The following is a 16,564-nucleotide window of genomic DNA, read 5'->3' on the forward strand; positions in this document are numbered from 1 at the left end:
AAGACCTCATGTAAAAGCGATAACAAGATATGTCTTGTTATCGCTTTGTAATTACTATAAAAATCTACAAATATTGAACACAATAAAAAATATAACTAATTATAGCAGACACTATAAATCTCCAGTTAAGAAACGTTCTACTATAAACAATATCTATTAAAATAAGCCTTTAATTGTGCCGTCTGCTTCAATATCCATATTAAGAGCAGCAGGACGTTTAGGAAGGCCTGGCATTACCATTACATCACCTGTACGACATACAATAAAGCCTGCCCCATTGGCAACACGAATATCGGATACAGTAATAGTGAATCCTGTTGGAGCCCCTAATAATGCTGGATTATCAGATAAGGAATATTGCGTTTTCGCCATACATACAGGCAAACGATCCAGTCCCCAATCTGCTAATTGTTTAATTTGCTTTTTGGCTTTGTCCGTAAAGATAACTCCATCGCCACCATAAATAGTTTTAACGATTTTATTAACTTTATCCTCTAAACTATCTTCCAAATCATATACGAATTTAGGTGTTGGCTTAGGACCTTCAAGTAACTCTACGACTTTTTTTGCCATATCAGTGCCGCCTTCGCCGCCCTTTTCCCAACATTCATTAAGCTCTACAGGCACGCCAAACTCATCACATAGGCGAGTCAACTCAGCAATTTCTGCATCTGTATCGCTAGCAAATTTATTGATTGCCACTAATACAGGCACATTGAAATAACGCATGTTTTCAATTGCTTTTTGTAAGTTGCTGAAACCTTTAGTTACGGCTTCAACATTTTCTGTATTCAACTCTTGTTTTGGTACACCACCATGCATTTTAAGAGCTCGTAATGTAGCTACGATAACGATTGCATCAGGGAAAATATCGCCGTATCGGCATTTAATATCAAGGAACTTTTCAGCACCCAAGTCAGCGCCAAAGCCCGCTTCCGTAACTACGATATCACCAATCTTAAGTCCTAGTTTTGTAGCTACAATGGAGTTACAACCATGAGCGATATTTGCAAAGGGACCACCGTGAACAATAGCTGGTGTATGTTCCAATGTTTGTACGAGATTCGGCTTGATAGCATCTTTCATAAGGAGAGCCATCGCACCTTGGCAACCAAGTTGATGAACATAAACAGGATTACCTGCTAAGTTACAACCGATAACGATGCGACCAAAACGTTCTTTCAAATCTTCTAAGTCCTTAGCTAAGCAAAGAATAGCCATGATTTCAGAAGCTACAGTAATCATGAAGTGATCTTCTCTAGGGAACCCACATACTTTACCACCGAGTGCAACTGTCACATTGCGAAGAGCACGGTCATTCATATCTAGAACACGAGTCCATGATAACTGACGCAAATCAATTTGTAATTCATTGCCTTGATGGATGTGATTATCGATCATAGCGGATAATAAATTATTAGCCGCTGTAATAGCATGCATATCACCTGTAAAGTGAAGATTGATGTCATCCATAGGTACAACTTGAGCATAACCACCACCTGCTGCACCACCCTTAATCCCAAAAACAGGTCCTAAGGATGGCTCACGTAATGTAGCGATAGCATTTTTACCAATTTTTTGTAAGCCTTGTACGAGACCAATGCTCGTTGTAGACTTACCTTCCCCAGCTGGTGTTGGCGTAATCGCTGTGACTAGCACCAACTTACCATCTGGCTTGGATTCTAAACGGCGAATGGCATCAAAAGAAATTTTCGCTTTATAATGACCATATTGTTCAATATCATCAGGTGTTAAACCACATTTATCAGCAATAACCTGAATCTTCTCCATTGTATTCTGTTGGGCAATCTCAATATCGCTTAACATAAAGCCTCCTCGGCACCATGGCCACATAAACCTATATAACAACTATTAGATAGACGTGTACGTTTTGTAATATATGTCTACTGTGAATGTATATTTGTACACTTACATTACTCTATTATATGTGAAAGTTTCTCTAATGTCTAATACTTATGTCTAACAAATTTAGTAATCTATCTAATATATAACAAAACAAGCACAATATATGCAGGTAAGCAAGAAAAGGCCCTGACGTAAATATACATCAGGGCTTTCAATATATACCAAATACTTATCTTATTAGAATGGGAATAGGATTGGAAGTAAAATAAGTGCTACGATACTAGATACAACGATAAGTGGTACCCCAGCTTTCACATAATCCATGAAGCTATAACCAGCTATATTGTATACCATAGTATTAGCAGGCATGCCAATTGGTGTAGCATATGCCAAAGAGCTAGCAATTACGATAGCTGCAAGTACTGCTTTAGGATCAAATCCAAGCTGAGATGCTAAGCTAAGACCGATTGGAACTAATAATGCACAAGTAGCTGTATTAGACATAAAGTTTGTCATAAACACACCAAGCACAAAAATTACTACTAACACAACGATTGGAGATGGGCTTGCTCCAAGACTATTAACGATAATGTCAGCAATTACACTACCAGTACCAGTTTTTACCATTGCATCACCGAGAGCCATAGAACCAGCAAATAGCATAATTGTTTTCATGTCGATAGATTTAACAGCTGCCGTTTCGCTAATAACATTAGTAGCTACTAAAACAAGCGCACCTATCCAAGCACTTACATAAAGTTTTACACCTAATTGTTTTTCAAAAATCATAGCAACGACTGTCAGAATCAATACAATCGCAGCAGTCCATTTCTTCCAAGATGGCACATGACTATAATCATCATTACCTTCAAAAGCACCATCTGGTTGATGACTTGGAGCGTCTGGTAAGAAACGTTTACCAATTGTAGCATAGAATATAGTACCTACGATAAGGATTGGTAAACCTACTAAACCATAATCAAAGAAATTAAAAGAACCTAAGCCTGCTTGTTGTAATCCTGCTTGAGCAATCATGTTACCAGGAGCACCGATAAGTGAGATATTACCACCCATGGCTGCCGCAAATACGAAAGGCATCAATAACTTAGTTTGTTTAAAACCACTCTTTTTACAAATACCGATAATTACAGGAATCAGTACAGCAGCTGTACCAGTATTAGATAAGAAACCAGATAAAATACCTGTAATCATCATAACAGCAACAAGCAAAGAGGTTTCAGTTTTAGCAAACTTATGAACTACATTACCTACACCTACTGCGACACCTGTTGCAAAAAAAGCTTCACCAATAACAAACATGCCCATAAATAGTAAGACGTTTGGATCCACAAAACCTGCGAATGCTTCTCTAGCGGATAATACCCCACTTAAGTGTAGGCCTACCGCTACAACCATAGCGGTAATAGACAAAGGGATTTTCTCCCACGCAAACATGACGATGGCAAATATCAAGAAGCCAAGAGTTATCATTACACTCGTATCCATATATACCTCCCAATACGTGTAATATACCTAAAAAAGGGTACAAAAAAGGAGGATTGTACAAAATCCGTATAATCCCCCTATTAAGTTAAGCTCACAATGAGATTATTTAATGAAGTTTACGTGTTTATAAATCTCTTCTAACACTTCTTCTTTCTTCGCATTGTATTCTACTTTTTTATTTTCAAAGTAGTTATTACCTTCTGCATCAATAGATACGATGAGCGGACCAAATTCTTTAACCTTAAAAGTCCACAAAGTCTCACACATACCTAGTTCACGCCAATTAGCAGATTCTACTTTTTCGACTTCTGTAGCTGCAAGAACCGCATTGCCTGCAGGGAATACACAGTGTAGTGCGCCAAAATCTTTGCAGGCACGTGCTGTTTCAGGACCCATACCGCCTTTACCTACAATGAGACGTACCCCCGTCCTTTTAACAAATTCATATTCGAATTTTTCCATACGCATAGATGTAGTAGGACCTACAGATACAACTTCAAATTCATTATCGCTTATAGTGCGAATAATTGGTCCTGCATGAAGTATAGCCCCATCTTTAACATCAACCGGTAACGTTTTACCTTCTTCTACCACACGACGATGCCCCATATCACGACAGGTTGTAATATGCCCAGTCAAATAAATCACATCGCCTGGCTTAATGCCTGCTAAATCAGATTGTTGAATAGGTGTAGTTAATATTTTCTTAGCCATTATAATGTCACTCCTTTATGAGATTTAACTGTGCAATTACCATCCTTATCAAATACGAGATCGCCGCGACGATGATTCCAACAACCTACACTAACAGCACAAGAAATAACAGATGGATGACGTGTACCATGTTCAATATTCACACCTAAAACAGTTTTATCCCCACCCATACCTTGAGGTCCAATACCAATCTTATTAATTCCATCTTCTAACAATTGTTCCATATAAGCCGCTTTTTCATTAGGTGCTTTTGAAGATACAGGGCGCATTAATGCTTTTTTAGATAATCCAGCAGCGGTATCAATAGTTGTAGCAATCCCTACACCTACCAATAGTGGAGGACACGCATTCAATCCATAGCTTGTCATCAAATCAAGAACAAACTTAGCAACACCTTCATAGCCTTCGCCTGGCATCAATGTTTTACCTGACCCTGGCAAGGAACACCCGCCACCAGCCATATAAGGTAAGATTTCTACATCATCGCGACCAGGAATGATATCCCAGTGAATATAAGGTGCAGTGAGGCCAATATTTTTACCAGTATTAAACTCATCAAAAGTTTCTACACAGTTCAATCGTAATGGAGCCTCTTGTGTAGCCTTATAAGTTGCTTCCCTTAGAATATCTTCTAATTCGCCTAGTAAGGGATAATTAGATCCAACCTTTACCCAAAATTGTAAGACACCTGTATCTTGACAAGAAGGACGATTAAGCTGAGCTGCTAAATCCATATTATGTTGCATTGTTTCATAAATAGATTTGGCCATAGGATTTTTTTCATCCTGTGCTAATTCATGAATCTTTTCTTGTACATCATCAGGCAATACCTTTGCCATATAAGAAATGAAATTAGCTATCTTATCAGTCATTTCTTGTACTTGTTGTTCCTTCGTACTCATCGTAAACCTCCAAATGGACTTCATTATTTAAGACGTGATTATTTATGTTTCGAAACCTTAGCTCCTTTCGATGATTTCATTGTACTCTTTTTTTAGGATATAACTATCCAATTTACAAGTTCATTTTCAATGGTAAAAGTCTGTTAAACACATACAAAATTTCCTTAATTATTCTCTTTTAACCCATTAAAAAAATACAATTTCACCTATATGATTATACAAAAAAAAGAGCACTACCATCGGATCGTAGTGCTCTTTCACCATATATTTTAATAGGATTAACAAATATACAAAATCACCTAAACCTAATGATTGTATATCCGCTCAAATTTAATCTCAAAAATATGCAACTATAATCAGTTACAATGGTATATAACAATACCAGTTAATCTTGTAATTTTTTTACAACCATCTCAAGTTGTTCTCTAACGTCATTTAACTTTTGATTAGCCACTTCTAATCTAATCTTATTAGTAGAATCATCTTGATATGGTAAACAAGATTGTAGTATCTCTATAATATCCTGTTCTTGTGTTGATATAATTTCCTTCCAATCATGTAATTTTGTTTTACGTCCTATTTCGTTTGCTTGCTTACGATATTCAGATGGCGTGGTATGGAAATGTTTTTTAAAAGCTACATTAAAAGCTTTAATATCCGCAAAACCACAGCTACTTGCAATATGTGCAACTGCATCATTAGAATTAACTAAACGAACTGTAGCCTCCCTCAATCTTAATCGTAATACATATTCAAGGAAGGAGACACCTAATTGGCGTTTAAAAAATTGTGATGTATAGTTCACATTATAACCGCCTATTTTAGCAATATCTTCTAACTCTATCTTCTGCTTATAGTTTTCATCAATATAGGCAATCATTTTATCAAAGGTGGCTACTGTTATATCGACAGGCTTTGTATGTACATGAATAGATTTAACCTTATTAATTTCTTTATATATATCGCTAACTAAAGATAAATAATGATACTCCACATCTAATCGATTAGTAGGACTTTCACCATTCACCATCAATAACATCATCATAGCCGCATGATGACGCAATGTGGTAAAGAAAGAGTTGTACCGATTACTTTCATCAGAACGTAATACAAATTGATACATTCCAAAGTTAGGATCAAACTGCTGAAAGAAATCCTTTCCGACATGAATAACAAGAGCTGTCGTATCTTCTTCCAACGCCAACGTAGCATGACCTACTTGAGGTGAAATGATAATTGTATCAAGCGGTTCCATTGTAAAAACCTCACTATTACAACTCATGTCGATTCTGCCCTTTAACAAGATCAAGACTTCAACGCCACTGTGCCAGTTGTAATGATATGTACTAACCTTGTATATATCACTATTGAAATCTATATAATTGTGTTTATAGGTATAATGAAAGTAATCCATCTAGCATTCTCCCGAGTACAACTAATTATGAGGCACATCTTAACGATTTCATTTTTCAAAGCATATAAAAATGCATCCCTTCCTAATCCAAGGGATGCATTTATTATGATATATTTATTTAACTACGGTCAACAGCATCTTAAAGCTTTCTCTTGCATCTAGGCTATGAGGTACTTCCGATGGCATAATCAAGGTTTCACCAGCCTTCACATTATGCTCCGTATCACCAACAACGATGTGCGCTTCTCCATCGAGGATTTGCACAATCGCATCGCCTACTGTTACATGCGTAGAGATTTCTTCCCCCTTAGGCAGCGCAAATAGTGTAATGCTGAGTCGCTCATTTTGAGCAATTGTAATACTAATCACTTGTCCCTCTTTATACTCTAGGTGCTCACCTAGATGTAAAATTTCGTTTACTGGGATATTTTTTGTGAAAGTCTTACTCATAGAAATCACTCCTTATATAGCTATATAATAGTAAAAGTAAATAAAAAGTAGATTAAAACAATTTTATCAAAACCAATTGATATAACTAAAAAAATATCCTTCCCTTAATTTTATTATAATTTAATTGAGATTTAATTTCAGTATCTTTGGTAACAAAATTAAAATTATTTTGGATAAACGAAATATTTTGAATAAACGCAAAGACGAGGCCTCCTAAGAAACCTCGTCTTTTTACATTATGATTAGCTATAAATATTATAGTTTTTTAACTAGTATATTTGTATCTATAACTCTAAAACTCTATAACTCTAAAAAATCTAACGCCTTAAAGTAAGAATCTAAAAATCAAAAGGGTCTAAACTGCAGGCAGCAAGCCTAATAGATACACATTAAATGTATCACCAGGATGTACTTCATGAGTTCCTCGTGGAATACATGCCAACGCATTCACAGTATATAGCCCTAACATACTACTACTATTAAAGTGACGATTAGCCACAAAACGTGGCGCTCCACCGCAAAATATGACTTTCCCTTGTACATAACGATCAAAAGCATTACGTTTGAAGATTTCTGTATCCATTACACAAGCCACCACTGGAGTCGTCCAATTAGCCAACCCTTTATAACGCTTCAAGGTAGGCGCTACGATTAAATGCCATCCATTAAAGGCAGCCCCTGGATTACCGGACAAACCAAAGATAATCTGACCTTTCGTGGTAACCGCACCATAGGATGCTGCACCCGGTCGCATTTGAATACGGGCATAAATAGATTCTGCCCCCAATTTTTCATAAATAAGAGGCATCGTATCAAAAAGACCTACCGACACACCACCAGAACTGATAATAATATCTGCTTCTTCACTAAGTTTCAAAACATGATTGATTTCAGAATCTAGCTCCTCCGGAGCATCACTTACATGATAGTGTGTTATCTTGTGAAATCCTAAATCCTCCAAGAGCCCACAAATCATAGCTCGATTAGAGTTGTAAATTTTACCAGGTGTTAAACTTTCACCAGGTTCAATAACCTCGTGACCAGAGGTAAGAACTAACACGCGAGGCATGGCATTAACAGATATCTCAATAATACCGAGTCCCGTCAAAATGGTTTGTACTGTAGATGTTACCTCTGTACCACGTGGAATCACAATGGTGCCGGCAACACACTCCTCACCTTGTGGAATAATATGATCACCACAATGATATTTGCCTTGAATCGTAATTGTAGTTTGTGGTTCACCAGTGCCAACCACTTGTTCTTGCATGATGACAGTATCACATGTGTCTGGTACCGGTGCACCAGTCATAATACGCACCGCATGACCAACTTCTACGGGATGTTCCCATATAACACCAGCACCAATGATACCGTCAACGATATATTCATTACGGCCTTCTTCATAGGCGATGGCATATCCATCCATAGCAGATTTTGAAAAAGCAGGTACATCCGTTGGCGCAATAATATCCTCTGCTAGTACATATCCCTTCGCAGTCTTAACTGCAATCGTTTCAACTTTATGAACTTGCGTTTGTAAGGCTTCATCCCACAATTGGAGTGCCTTCTCAACAGTAACGACGGCCATTTAAACTCCTCATCATTTCCTGTATGTGACGTACCAATTCAGGTACCTCTTGATCTAACTTGCCAATTTCTATCGTCGCCACTCGGTCCATAGAATCCGAGATTAGCTCTTCCGTATGTCCCTCTTGGGTAACCTCTATAATAGGGGCAATCCCTTGAGACCGTGATTCTAGTATAACTATATCTACAGGCATAAACTGTGATATTTCATACAGGTTTGATTGTTCTTTTGTACGTATGCGAATCGCTGTTTCAGTAGGGCCTGCAATAGCAACCGCATCAGCCCCAGCTTTATAAACAAGATCTGTATCTGTTCCCTCATGATCCATCTGAAAGCCATGTTTATCGCTTTTGACAACACCAACGGATAAACCGATTTTTTGTAACTCAGACACAAGGCGTGTTACAACAGTAGTCTTACCTGTTTTACGTTTCGATGCGACCACACTAATTAAAGGTACACGGCGGAATTCATTTTCCGCTAAAGCTCGCGCCCATTGATAATCTTCAAAGCGATTAATATTACTTAATTCCCAGCTATAGTCAGTAGCATCAATGGACTCAATATGCCCAATGACGTCAAGAGCATGATGCAAGGATACATTTTCGCCAACAAGAATAGATTGAATTAAGGACGCAATATATGGCCTATAAATACCGGCCATTGGCTCAGATTTACCACTTTCACTATATGGGACGATGGCATTCCAATCATTATGCTCTACTTGATAGAGCCAATCATAATACAAATCCATTTCCATGAATGGCATATCTACTGCCATTACTGCATAAGCAGAGCTAGTACCAACAGCTAGAGTACTATACAGCCCCCCTAAAGGTCCGCATCGCCCAACAGAATCCCGAACAATAGAAACCTTATTTTTCTCATCGTTCGATAATGTATCTATAATATGAGTCTGTATAGCAAGTCCTAATTGCTCGTCATCACCGATGGAAATAAGAATATCTTGAACATCTGCATCTAATCCCTTACGAAGGGCATGAGATATAAGACTTTCACCATTAATCCAAGGCAACAAAGCTTTAGGTTGCCCCATTCTAGTGCTGAGTCCTCCAGCCAAAATAATTAAACCTAATTTATCCACGACGTTGTAAACCTCGTTTAACACCTTGGTAGATGAATAGTAAAACTGCAATATTTAAAAGGCCATCTGGCACCATATAGGATGCATTATAAATCATAGAATAAACCCAAGGATCCTGCCCTTGCGGAGCATAGCTAGCAAAGACTACAGCACCGCTCGTAACAGATGCCCCCCAACGCAATACAATACCTACGATGGATCCAGTGATAAGGCCAGAAAGAGAGTCTTTAAAGTAACCACAAACGCCAATAGCACCGTAAGCAACCAAGTAGTCTAATACAATACTTAAATAATGAACAGATGATTTAAAGCCTAAAATAAAGTGTAATATACCATATACAACACCTACGAAGATACCTCGTGTTCCGCCCCAACGATATGCGTAAATCATGAGTGGTACCAAAGCTGCCGCCTTAATAGAGCCCCCCTGTGGCATATGAAAAATCGTAATAAATGACAACACTTGAGCAATGGCAATTGCTACGCCAGCTTCAGTAAGCATACGGATTTTAGACTGTTCCACATTAATCAACCTCCTTTTACCATATATCTATAAATGAATATATTATTTATACAATCTACTTGTATTGTACTACAGTTTATCCCTTACACCAAACAAAATATTCGGAACGTATTGAAAATTTTATGAGTCTCTTGTATAATGGTACAGGTTCAATATGTAATACTCGAAGGAGATATAGAAACTATGATTAATACAACTAACATCTTTGATTATGAAGACGTGCAATTGATTCCTAACAAATGTATTGTCTCCAGTCGTAGCGAATGTGATACACATGTAAAATTAGGTAAACGCACATTCCGCTTGCCAGTAGTACCTGCTAATATGCAAACTATTATCGACGAAGAGTTGGCTGAAAAATTAGCTCGTGAAGGGTATTTCTATATCATGCATCGTTTCCAACCAGAACGTCGTATGGACTTTGTAAAACGTATGCACGACCTTAACCTATATTCTTCTATTTCTATCGGCGTAAAAGCTGAAGAATTTGCTTTAGTTGATGAATTTAAGAAAGCAAACTTAACCCCAGAATATATCACTATTGATATTGCGCATGGTCATTCCAATGCGGTCATCGAAATGATCCAATACATAAAAAAGAACTTACCTGAAACCTTCATTATCGCTGGTAATGTAGGCACTCCAGAAGCAGTTCGTGAACTAGAAAATGCTGGTGCTGATGCGACTAAAGTAGGCATCGGTCCTGGTAAAGTATGTATCACAAAATTGAAAACTGGCTTTGGTACTGGTGGCTGGCAATTAGCGGCTGTTCGCTGGTGCGCAAAAGCAGCTACTAAACCTATCATCGCTGACGGCGGTATTCGTGACCATGGAGATATCGCAAAATCCATTCGCTTTGGTGCTACCATGGTTATGATTGGCTCCCTCTTTGCAGGTCACGAGGAATCCCCAGGGGAAGAAAAGATCGTTGACGGCAAAGCTGTAAAAGAATACTTTGGTTCCGCTTCTGAGTTCCAAAAAGGGGAACGCAAAAACGTAGAAGGTAAAAAAATCTTCATCGATTCCAAAGGTTCTATCTTCGATACATTAACTGAAATGGAACAAGATTTACAATCCGCTATTTCTTACGCTGGCGGTACGACTCTACAAGCCATTCGCAAAGTAGACTATGTGCTTGTTAAAAACTCCATCTTCAATGGCGATCGCTAATCTAATCAATATATAATGATAGTTCTAAAAGCCACAGGTTCTAGACCTGTGGCTTTTTAATGCGAGAAATACATAAAATATAAAAATATGAAAAAGGAGCTACGATACGAAAATCGTAGCTCCTTAATTATAGGCTATTAAATTTGTTCTTCACTAAGACCACAGTCTTTACTCATTAAATGGTATGCGTATTTACCAATACCTGCACTTACAACAAGCAATGTAGTCAATACGATAAATGCTACTGTAAGACTTGTACCGTGCGCAATGAAACCAATTAAGGCAGGTCCCATCAAAATACCCATATAACCGAGCATTGTGGATGTTGCGACCGCTTGTGTCATAGGAATGACATTTTGTTCCCCCATTGCAGAGAATAGGTTTGGTACTATCATAGCTAATGAAATACCCAATAATAAGTAAGTATACATGGATGCATGACCTGGCAAGAACACGATAAGCCCCATCGCAATAGAGCCAAGTAAGTAGCCACCAACAACAACTTGCTTTGATGTTAAGTGTTTACCTAATCTATTACCAAGCAAACGGCCTATACACATAGTACCATTAAAGAGCATTACACCCATGACAGCCTCTTCGATAAGAATCCCTTTATCTTCAAATAAATATAATGCACTCCAATCCCCTACAGCACCTTCTACCAAGTAAGAAACAAAGGACAATAAACCAAAAATAAGAGCGATTGGATGAAAGGACAATGGGCTTTTAGATTTTTTAGTAACCTTTGCATTTGGATCACTACCAAAGGTCAACATAAATTGGCTAACTACAACCATCGCGATAAATAGTACGATGAGAAGTCCCCAAATACTTTGATTAACAGGCAGCGATAAGATTTTTAAAAGCACGAGCAAAACACCGGCACCAGCAAAACCACCTAAGCTCCAGCCACCGTGATAGGCGCCCATTAAATGTTTTTTTCTCACCTTTTCTGTTAGGATAGCTTGTAAATTAGCAGAAGCACCACTAAGGCCTACACCAATACCAAAAAAGAACAGGGCTACTGTTGTTGTAGCAATAGTAGGACACATAGTAACGATGGCAAGAGATACCATACCAATAAAGCTAGCTAACAAAACGACTCTCTTACACCCAAAGCTTTCTACAAGCTTACCTGCTATAGCCATGGATAAACAAGAACCTACACCGAGCAACAAAATCATGGAACCTAATACATCTTCACCAATACTAAGCTTTGCTTTTAAATATGGCACAAAACCAGCCCATAAAGCTGTGTACATGCCGGGAATAAAAAATGCCCCAAAAGCACCACGAATATTTGCTGTTGAAATAGAAACTTGATCGTTCATTACATCCTTTCTGGCTTCTAGAACCGTCCGGCGAAGAAAGGCCCTTTTTATCCGCATTGCGCCAAAACTTGCATCATTGCAGGAAACCATTTTAATTACATATGATTTAATATTGGAATATAATAAACCCCTTTACGAAAAATGTAAAGAGGTTTATCGGATTAAAATTTATTTATTTTCTTGTAACCAAGCAATAGCATATTCCGCATACACCGCAGATGCTGCAGATAATACGGTATCATCCATATTAAATCTATTATTATGATGATCGTATGTAGCTTCTACTTCAGGGTTTTGAATACCAATAAAAGCAAAGCATCCTGGTTTATCTTGTAAATACCATGCAAAATCTTCTCCAGGCATTACTTTACGCATCTTAGAAAGCTTGTCTTTACCTAATGTATCAATAACAACACGTTCTGCTAGTTCACTGGATTCAGAATCATTAATAGTAGGTGGTACTTTTTTTACATATTCTAATGTAGCAGTCGCGCCATAGGCTTCAGCCGTATGTTCTACTACGCGGCGTATGGATTCAACATAATACTCTTCTTGACCCGGATCAAAGAATCGAATGGTCCCCCCCATTTTAGCTTCACCAGGGATAACATTCCATTCAGAGCCAGAATGAATATTCCCAATAGTTAGTACAAGAGAGTCTAACGCACTAACATTACGAGACACTACGGTTTGCAAATTCATAACGATGGCACTAGCCACCACGATAGCATCGACTGCTTGGTGTGGCTGTGCACCATGACCTTGTTTTCCTTTTACGTTAATAGTAATCTGGCTACTCGCAGCCATACGAGGGCCTTCCTCAACAGATACGAGACCGGCAGGCAAATCAATCCACACATGACCACCAAAGATAGCGTCCATCTTATCATACCAGTCACCAAACTTGATGAAATCCGGAGCCCCTGCGCCAGTTTCTTCAGCAGGTTGGAATGCTAAATACACATCGCCTTCAATACGGTCTTTCATAGACATTAGCATCTTAGCCGCACCTAATAAAATAGCCATATGTCCATCATGACCGCAAGCATGCATTTTACCCTCTACTTCAGATTTATAGTCCACTGTATTATGTTCATGAACAGGCAGTGCATCGATGTCGGCGCGCAATGCAATAGCCTTTCCAGGCTTAGCACCATGGATAATACCGATTAAGCCTATACCACGTTCTGTGTCTACATGAACCTCTACGCCCATCGATCCTAATTCTTTAGCGAGTGTCTTTGTCGTTTCAAACTCTTCGTTGCTGAGCTCTGGATGTTTATGAAAATATCTACGCCAATCTTGAACGTAGCCTTTATATTGCTCTATTAAATCGCGACTATGCATCGTATCGCCTCCTCTAATATCAGTATATCAATTACATATCAATATGCATCGCTAATATATAACGATTATACAGTCTACGAATTTATAAATACACAACCTACTTGCACCAAGAAAAACCCCTTATTTAGGGGAATAACAGGATAAATGTAAAAGAAAACGACAGGCAGCGCCATGTCGTTTTCTCAGTTTCTTATCGGTTGCGCAATACTGCTTGTACCGCTAAGGATACAACAGCTGTTGCAACCGTCACAGCAGCGGTGATTTTCGCCGTTGTGATAATTTCTTCTTTTGTAGGTTTTGCTTTTGCAGCAATGTCCAACGTTTTTGCTACCGCCGGAACCAATACTTCATTACGTAAGGATTCTGTATTCATATTTACTCCTCCAATATAGACTGTTTCTTCTAGGGTAACATGAATATGGACTAAAGTCTATATAATCATCGGTTTATTTCCATAGTTCAATGTTACATAACTATAGTAAACAATATTTATGAAAGCTAGACGAATTCTTATTTTGCAGCTAATTCTTCAATCACTTCAGCCAAAATACGTATCGCCTTTTCTAATTGTTCTTGTGGAATATTAAGGGCTGGTAAAAGTCGTACCTTATTTTTAGCAGATAAGCATACTACACCCTTTTCTAAACATTTTGCAATGACAGCTTTTGCATCTACTGTAGTCTCAATACCGACCATGAGCCCCATACCACTAACACCAATGACACCAGGTTTACCAGTTAAGGTAGATTTTACGTATTCCCCTTTTACTTTTACAGAATCGAGAAATTCAGGAGTTAACCGGCTAATAATAGTGTTCCCTGCAGCCGCGCAGATTGGATTTCCCCCAAAGGTAGTAGCGTGGGCACCAGCATTTAAAACGTACTGCATCTTTTCATTGAACAAAGTAGCCCCCATTGGTAGACCTCCCGCCAAGCCTTTTGCAGTAGATACCACATCTGGTTCGATGCCAAATTGTTGGTATGCATATAGACTACCAGTCCGACCATTACCAGTTTGTACCTCATCGATAAGTACCAGTTGATCGTATTCATGCGCATATTTTGTTACCGCTTGGACAAACTCTTTATCTAAGGGCATAACCCCACCTTCACCTTGGATAGGTTCCATCATGATAGCACAAACAGCTGGATTAGCAAGGACTTTCAAAGCCGCATCAATATCATTGGCTGGAGTGTGAATAAAGCCTTCCGTAAATGGGAAGAAATGTTGATGGAATACATCTTGTCCTGTCGCAGACAAGGTAGTAATAGTACGACCGTGGAAACTATTGACCAAGGTAACAACTACATGACGACCTTCGCCGTATTTATCATGGCTATATTTACGAGCTGCCTTAATAGCACATTCGTTAGACTCCGCACCAGAGTTAGAGAAAAACACCTTTTTCATCCCCGTTTTCGCGCAGAGCTGTTTCGCTAGTTCAATCTGTGGCAAGGAATAGTATAAATTAGAAATATGATTCAACGCATGAGACTGCTTAGTAACAGCGTCAGTCCACTCATCATCGTCAACGCCAAAAGCGGTTACTCCAATACCAGATCCGAGGTCGATATACTCTTTACCCTCTACATCCCACAAGAGAGAACCCTTCCCTTTTTCAAAGCATACGTTAAACCGACCATACGTATTGGCTATATATTCTTTATCTTGTTGTTCAAAATCGATTGCATTACTCATTATATCCTCCAAATGTACGGTCATGCCGTCGTCTATCTATGTAAAAGATATCCAATAGATGATTACCAGTATTATGTTTACTATATTAAGCAACAAACATTGTGCCAAGGCCTTCATCGGTTAATAACTCGATAAGAATGGCATGTGGAATTTCACCATTGATGATAAATACCTTTTGTGCCCCAGCTTCTATGGCTTCTAAGCAGCAATCTACCTTTGGAATCATACCGCCTACAATGACACCATCCGCTTTTAACTGAGCGGCCTCGGCCATCGTAATTTTAGAAATTAAAGAATCTGGATCATGCACATCTCGCAGTACACCATCAATATTGGTCATAGCCACCATGGTTTCCGCCTTGAGGGCACCTGCAATTTTCGCGGCTACCGTATCCGCATTAATATTATATGTCTTGCCATCGGCTCCCATGCCGATAGAAGAAATAACTGGAATATAGCCACGGCTAATTACGTCATGGATAATACTCGTATCAATGGTATCAATATAACCTACGTAACCAAGTTCTTCGTTTTGTTTATGAACTTGAATCATGTTGCCATCTACGCCACAAAGGCCAACAGCTTTGCCACCAAGATCCGTTAAATCCGCCACGAGCCCTTTATTCACCTTGCCGGCTAGCACCATTTGTACAACATCCATTGTTGCTTCATCGGTAACTCGTAGACCATTAGCAAAATGTGATTTAATTTGCATCGCCTCTAAAGTACTATTAATAGCTGGGCCACCGCCATGAACAAGGACTACTTTGACCCCCACTAATTGAAGTAATAGTAAATCCTTCATAACAGATTTCTTTAACTCTTCATCCACCATGGCATTGCCACCGTATTTAACGACAACGTACTGATCTGTGTATTGTTTTATATATGGAACGGCCGCCGTTAAGATATGCGCCCGCATTGCATTTGTTACATTCTTCATAGAT

The 16,564-nt window shown here is 38.6% G+C and carries 15 protein-coding genes; 1 reads left to right on the forward strand and 14 read right to left on the reverse strand.

Features of this window, described 5'->3' with window-relative positions; genetic code table 11:
- Window positions 1-156: 156 nt before the first annotated feature.
- From AAA071_RS03585 to thiT, 9 genes are all read right to left on the reverse strand, one after another.
- Window positions 157-1,827: a formate--tetrahydrofolate ligase gene (locus tag AAA071_RS03585; RefSeq protein ID WP_195213090.1), complete on the reverse strand. Its 1,671-nt coding sequence runs from the start codon at window positions 1,825-1,827 to the stop codon at window positions 157-159.
- A 276-nt stretch (window positions 1,828-2,103) separates the two neighbouring features.
- A complete protein-coding gene (locus AAA071_RS03590) occupies window positions 2,104-3,372 on the reverse strand; it encodes an SLC13 family permease (RefSeq protein WP_349234041.1) in 1,269 nt (422 codons plus the stop codon).
- A 102-nt stretch (window positions 3,373-3,474) separates the two neighbouring features.
- Window positions 3,475-4,086, reverse strand: coding sequence for a L(+)-tartrate dehydratase subunit beta (gene ttdB, locus AAA071_RS03595; RefSeq protein WP_195213089.1), 612 nt, complete (start codon window positions 4,084-4,086; stop codon window positions 3,475-3,477).
- Entirely contained in the window at window positions 4,086-4,988 is a 903-nt protein-coding gene (gene ttdA / locus AAA071_RS03600; protein WP_038125500.1) for a L(+)-tartrate dehydratase subunit alpha, read from the reverse strand. The genes ttdB and ttdA overlap by 1 nt, the downstream gene beginning before the upstream one ends.
- A gap of 385 nt (window positions 4,989-5,373) precedes the next feature.
- The gene (locus AAA071_RS03605; protein ID WP_008714359.1) at window positions 5,374-6,402 is read right to left on the reverse strand and encodes an AraC family transcriptional regulator; all 1,029 of its coding nucleotides are present in this window, start codon (window positions 6,400-6,402) and stop codon (window positions 5,374-5,376) included.
- Window positions 6,403-6,516: 114 nt separating this feature from the next.
- Window positions 6,517-6,852, reverse strand: coding sequence for a cupin domain-containing protein (locus AAA071_RS03610; protein WP_021148395.1), 336 nt, complete (start codon window positions 6,850-6,852; stop codon window positions 6,517-6,519).
- A 355-nt stretch (window positions 6,853-7,207) separates the two neighbouring features.
- The gene (locus AAA071_RS03615) at window positions 7,208-8,443 is read right to left on the reverse strand and encodes a molybdopterin molybdotransferase MoeA (protein ID WP_287511409.1); all 1,236 of its coding nucleotides are present in this window, start codon (window positions 8,441-8,443) and stop codon (window positions 7,208-7,210) included.
- A complete protein-coding gene (gene mobB / locus AAA071_RS03620) occupies window positions 8,424-9,548 on the reverse strand; it encodes a molybdopterin-guanine dinucleotide biosynthesis protein B (RefSeq protein ID WP_195213087.1) in 1,125 nt (374 codons plus the stop codon). The genes AAA071_RS03615 and mobB overlap by 20 nt, the downstream gene beginning before the upstream one ends.
- A complete protein-coding gene (gene thiT, locus AAA071_RS03625; protein WP_195213086.1) occupies window positions 9,541-10,071 on the reverse strand; it encodes an energy-coupled thiamine transporter ThiT in 531 nt (176 codons plus the stop codon). The genes mobB and thiT overlap by 8 nt, the downstream gene beginning before the upstream one ends.
- 183 nt (window positions 10,072-10,254) lie before the next feature.
- Between thiT and AAA071_RS03630 the strand changes: the two genes are divergently transcribed.
- Window positions 10,255-11,241 carry a GMP reductase gene (locus tag AAA071_RS03630; protein ID WP_004696596.1) on the forward strand — a complete coding sequence of 329 codons (987 nt, stop codon included), beginning with the start codon at window positions 10,255-10,257 and terminating at the stop codon, window positions 11,239-11,241.
- 137 nt (window positions 11,242-11,378) lie between these two features.
- On the opposite strand, the gene AAA071_RS03635 is transcribed toward AAA071_RS03630, so the two are convergent.
- From AAA071_RS03635 to argB, 5 genes are all read right to left on the reverse strand, one after another.
- Window positions 11,379-12,572, reverse strand: coding sequence for an MFS transporter (locus AAA071_RS03635; RefSeq protein WP_349234042.1), 1,194 nt, complete (start codon window positions 12,570-12,572; stop codon window positions 11,379-11,381).
- A gap of 168 nt (window positions 12,573-12,740) precedes the next feature.
- Window positions 12,741-13,919, reverse strand: coding sequence for a M20 metallopeptidase family protein (locus AAA071_RS03640; RefSeq protein WP_195213085.1), 1,179 nt, complete (start codon window positions 13,917-13,919; stop codon window positions 12,741-12,743).
- 190 nt (window positions 13,920-14,109) lie between these two features.
- Entirely contained in the window at window positions 14,110-14,292 is a 183-nt protein-coding gene (locus AAA071_RS03645) for a hypothetical protein (RefSeq protein ID WP_004696604.1), read from the reverse strand.
- 137 nt (window positions 14,293-14,429) lie between these two features.
- A complete protein-coding gene (locus tag AAA071_RS03650; RefSeq protein ID WP_195213084.1) occupies window positions 14,430-15,617 on the reverse strand; it encodes an aspartate aminotransferase family protein in 1,188 nt (395 codons plus the stop codon).
- An 85-nt stretch (window positions 15,618-15,702) separates the two neighbouring features.
- Entirely contained in the window at window positions 15,703-16,560 is an 858-nt protein-coding gene (gene argB / locus AAA071_RS03655) for an acetylglutamate kinase (RefSeq protein WP_004698655.1), read from the reverse strand.
- Window positions 16,561-16,564: the final 4 nt, after the last annotated feature.

This window comes from Veillonella parvula (genome assembly GCF_040097785.1).
In the GTDB taxonomy this organism is placed as follows: Bacteria; Bacillota; Negativicutes; order Veillonellales; family Veillonellaceae; genus Veillonella; species Veillonella parvula_D.